Annotated in this window: 3 protein-coding genes; all 3 read right to left on the reverse strand. The window is 70.1% G+C overall.

What is annotated here, in order from left to right; all coding sequences use genetic code 11:
* Window positions 1-785: adenosylhomocysteinase (locus ACWGDE_RS37945; RefSeq protein WP_453393641.1), on the reverse strand; the 785-nt coding region annotated here is incomplete at its 3' end.
* Window positions 775-1,665, reverse strand: a complete 891-nt coding sequence (gene metF, locus ACWGDE_RS37950) for a methylenetetrahydrofolate reductase [NAD(P)H] (RefSeq protein WP_453393642.1) — start codon at window positions 1,663-1,665, stop codon at window positions 775-777. The genes metF and ACWGDE_RS37945, both read right to left, overlap by 11 nt.
* A partial coding sequence (locus ACWGDE_RS37955) for a vitamin B12 dependent-methionine synthase activation domain-containing protein (protein WP_453393643.1) occupies window positions 1,662-2,825 on the reverse strand: 1,164 nt, incomplete at its 5' end. The genes metF and ACWGDE_RS37955, both read right to left, overlap by 4 nt.

The raw sequence follows: 2,825 nt of genomic DNA on the forward strand, positions 1-2,825 counted from the left end.
ACCGCGGTCTTGCCGCCGATGAGGACGTCGGTGGCGCGGTTGATGCCGTCGATGAGCGAGTGGCGGCAGCCGTACTTGTTGTCGAACTTCGACTTCGTCACGGCGTCGTTCACGTTGATCGCGGGGAACAGCAGCGCGCCGGCCTGCTGCATCTCGTACAGGCGGTGGACGCCCGTCGTGGTCTCCTCGGTGACGCCGCGGATCTCGGACGCCAGCTCGGTCCACTTCAGGGACGTGCGGTGCAGCAGTTCCAGGACGACGCGCATCTCGTCGTTCTCGGCGGTCGAGGGGTCCGGGACCGCGCCGGCCTTCTCGTACTCGACGCCCTTGTGGACCAGGAGCGTGGCGTCGCCGCCGTCGTCCAGGATCATGTTGGGACCGACGGCGCCCGGCCAGGTCAGCGCCTGCTCCGTGCACCACCAGTACTCCTCCAGCGTCTCGCCCTTCCAGGCGAACACCGGGATGCCCCGCGGGTCCTCCACCGTGCCGTTCGGGCCCACCGCGATGGCGGCGGCCGCGTGGTCCTGGGTGGAGAAGATGTTGCACGAGACCCAGCGGACCTCCGCGCCGAGGGCGGCGAGCGTCTCGATGAGGACGGCGGTCTGCACGGTCATGTGCAGCGAGCCGGTGATCCGGGCGCCGGCCAGGGGCTGGGTGGCGGCGTACTCGCGGCGGATCGACATCAGGCCGGGCATCTCGTGCTCGGCGAGGGTGATCTCCTTGCGCCCGAAGGCGGCGAGGGAGAGGTCGGCGACCTTGAAGTCGGAGAACGGCTCAGCGGACATGCAAACCCCTGTTGCTCTGTGTCTGACGGTGGATGTCAAGGCTCGCCGTGGAGCGGTTGAGCGTGATGTAGTGCAGCCCTGGAGCGCCTTCCGCGAGCAGCCGGTCGGCCATGCCCACGGCGTACTCGACACCGATGCGGTGTCCCTGGTCCGGGTCGTCGCGGGCGGCCTCGAGCCGGTGCGCGAGTACCTCGGGGAAGGCGGCGTTGCTGAGCTCGGCGAAACGGCGGATCTGGCGGACGTCGGTGGCGGGCATGATCTCCGGGATGATCGGGGTGTCACAGCCGGCGGCCGCGACCCGGTCCCGGAACCTCAGGTAGTCGTCCACGTCGAAGAACATCTGGGTGACCGCGTAGTCGGCGCCGGCCCGGCACTTCTCGACGAAGTGGCGGATCTCCTCGTCCCAGCCCGCGGACCGCGGGTGGAGCTCGGGGAAGGCCGCCACGCCCACGCTGAAGTCCCCCAGCTCCCGGATGAGGGAAACGAGCTCGTGTGCGTACCGCAGCCCCTGCGGGTGCGGCTCCCACGGCCCGCGCGGATCGCCCGGCGGGTCCCCGCGCAGGGCGAGGACGTCGCGGACGCCCGCGTCGGCGTACTGGCCGATGATCCGGCGCAGTTCGGCGACGGAGTGGCCCACCGCGGTCAGGTGGGCGACCGGGCGCAGCGTGGTCTCTGCGGCGATCCGCTTGGTGATCTCGACCGTACGGTCGCGCGAGGAGCCGCCGGCCCCGTACGTGACGGAGACGAAGGTCGGGTTGAGGGACTCCACCCGGCGAAGGGCGTTCCACAGGGTGCGTTCCCCCGCGGCCGTCTTGGGCGGGAAGAACTCGAAGGAGAACGACCGGTCGCCCCGCAGGAGGGTGTCGCGCAGCACGCTCATCGTCGGCCTCCGGCGTTGAAGTAACTGGCTTCGGGGTGGTGCACGACGATGGCGTCGGTGGACTGCTCCGGGTGGAGCTGGAACTCCTCGGAGAGGTGGACGCCGATCCGCTCGGGCTTCAGGAGCTCGGCGATCTTGGCGCGGTCCTCCAGGTCCGGGCAGGCCGGATAGCCGAAGGAGTACCGGCAGCCCTGGTACTCGGTGCGCAGCATCCCGTCGAGCGAGTGCGGGTCCTGTCCGGAGATGCCCAGTTCGGCGCGGACCCGGGCGTGCCAGTACTCGGCGAGTGCCTCGGCGAGCTGGACGGACAGGCCGTGCAGTTCGAGGTAGTCGCGGTAGGAGTTGGACTCGAAGAGCTTGGCCGTGGCCTCGCCGATCCTGGAGCCGACGGTGACGACCTGGAGGCCGATCACGTCGACCTCGCCGGACTCCTCGGGCTTGAAGAAGTCCGAGAGGCACAGGAACCTTCCGCGCGGCTGCCGGGGGAAGGTGAAGCGGGTCAGTTCCGCACCCACGTCGTCCAGGATGATGAGGTCGTCGCCCTTGGAGACGCACGGGTAGTAGCCGTGGACCACGGCGGCTTCCAGCAGGTTCTCCGTCTGGAGGCGGTCGAGCAGCCCGCGCAGGCGGGGCCGGCCCTCGGATTCCACCAGCTCCTCGTACGTGGGCCCGCCGCGGGCCTGCTTGAGGCCCCACTGGCCCTTGAACAGGGCGTCCTCGTCCAGCCAGGAGGCGTACTCCTTGAGCGCGATGCCCTTGACCACCCGGCTGCCCCAGAACGGGGGAGCGGGGACGGGGTTGTCGGTGGCCACGTCGGAGCGGGCGGGTGCCTCCGGCTCGGGCGCCAGGACCGCGGCGGTGGCCGCGGACTTCACCCTGCGCTGCTTGAGCTCGGGCAGGCTCGCTCCGGGGACTCCGCGCTTGACCCCCATGAGGGCGTCCATGAGGCGCAGGCCCTCGAAGGCGTCGCGGGCGTAGCGGACCTCGCCCTCGTAGATCTCGTGGAGGTCCTGTTCTACGTAGGCGCGGGTGAGGGCGGCGCCGCCGAGGATGACCGGGTAGTCCGCGGCCAGCTTGCGCTGGTTGAGCTCCTCCAGGTTCTCCTTCATGATCACCGTCGACTTGACCAGGAGGCCCGACATGCCGATGACGTCGGCCTT

Source organism: Streptomyces sp. NPDC054956 (assembly GCF_053609185.1).